At 61.4% G+C, this 1731-nt stretch carries 2 protein-coding genes; both read left to right on the forward strand.

Going from position 1 to position 1731, the window contains the following annotated elements; translation table 11 throughout:
* The first annotated feature begins 173 nt into the window (after positions 1-173).
* Complete coding sequence (locus AC1DT3_RS20140) at positions 174-854, forward strand: hypothetical protein (protein ID WP_477466986.1); 681 nt, start codon at positions 174-176, stop codon at positions 852-854.
* Positions 855-1064: 210 nt separating this feature from the next.
* Positions 1065-1403, forward strand: a complete 339-nt coding sequence (locus AC1DT3_RS20145) for a hypothetical protein (RefSeq protein WP_477466987.1) — start codon at positions 1065-1067, stop codon at positions 1401-1403.
* The last annotated feature ends 328 nt before the right edge of the window (positions 1404-1731 follow it).

The raw sequence follows: 1731 nt of genomic DNA on the forward strand, positions 1-1731 counted from the left end.
CCTCTCCCCTGATGAGTGCGACGCAATCATTCAGCAGTCCCGAGAAGGGCAGACCGCTTTGGCCAATCTCGAAGCTGACATGAAGCGACAAAACTCCATCGTCTCGATCAAGACCCACGTCTGACACCACCCCCGCACAACGGAGATCGCCAATGCGCCGCGGACGCCGACCCATGACCACCGAAGAGAAGCAGGCCCGCAAGGATGCCAAGACCGCCGACAAGGCCCAGGCCCTTGCCGACAACTCATTGGCGAAGCTGCCAGCAGAGAAGGAGCGTCGCGACGAGCTCTTCCGCGAAGGCGAAGCACTCAAAGCCGAAGCGCAGGGCGTCGCCGGCCAGATCGGACAGCACAAGAAGCGCCTGCATGAGGTCTTCGGCATCACGAAGGAGGCGATGCAGATCCGCGCGATCCTCGTGAAGTGCAAGGACGGCGTCTACGAGGCGACCGTCGAGCAGCTCAAACTCTTCCTAGAAGACATCGGCCGGCCGTTCCAGCTTTCAATGTTCACCGCGAAGCCGGGGCAGGGCGTGGCGGAGGATGGCGAATCCGTCTTCGACAAGACGTCTTCCGGCGAGCGCCAYGATGCTGAGCGATTGGACGATCCCGGCCGGGCGCGGCGSCGCAAGGCYGACGCAGCGCCGCCGCMGGCACCGTCTCCSGCRATGCCTTTGGACGAAGCGAAAGCGGCGTTCGAGGCCAACGCTCACAAGGCACCGAAGCCGAAATCWGACGAGCCRCCTTCTCCGCCGTCGAATGACGATGACGAGGATCTCCGCCCTCGCTTCCTCAAGAACAAGTCTRGCGAYCCYCTTCCSGGGGCCGAAGGAACGGGAAGCTACAAGCTCCAGTAAATCGAGGCGRAYGTGAAACTCTTGGCGCTCGACGTCGCGACRAAGACCGGATTCGGAATTGGAACGGCGGGAGAAATCCCGCCGCGGTCCGACACCGTTCGCCTGAAGAAGCCRSAAGACGATGTCCAAGTCGCATGGCGAAATATCGGCTTCTTTCTCAGGGACCTATTTGTYTGTGACAARCCAGATCTRATCGCCGTCGAGTCGCCSATGCACCCGGCWGGGCAGCGCAGTCCCGATGCTGTCGTTCTTCAATGGGGCTGCATGTCGGTCGTGACGTTCGTCGCGGCCGCCTACGAAATCCCCGTCGAATGGGTCAACGCGCAAACGGTTGCCAAGCACTTCATCGGACAAGCGCGTTTCTCAGGCCCGAAAAGCCGTGAATTGAAAAAGGCRGCCACGATCGAGCGAGCGCAGTTGCTCGGGTACATCCCGAAAGGCTGCAGAGATGACGATCGTGCCGACGCCTGTGCCGTATTCGACTACGCATCCGCCCGGTTCTGCAGGGTGCGTCCGCGCGAGCTTCTCATGTTCGGGGAGCGGGCCTGATGGCGCAGAGCCCCAACTTCTTTCGCAAGCCCGCGCCCGCTCATGAACCGCCACGCGGCCATGAACTGAAGCTCCGGTGTGTGGAGTGCGCAGAGCCTGCAAGTTTCGGTGAGGGCTCATGTCTTCATCGCGGGGTCGAAGGGACGTGGTGGTGCAGCGATCACGCCCCAGAGCGCCTACGGCATCCGTCTCGTTCCCTTTCCCAAATCGAGAACTCCCCATGAAAATGTTCAGCATCGATGAAATTCAGCGCCCCGCTGCCGGCAAACTCATGAAGGAGATGACCGAGATCATGGGAGATCTCGCATCCATCCAATCGCGCGTTGCC

The sequence above is a fragment of the Microvirga sp. P4_G7 genome, assembly GCF_056401005.1.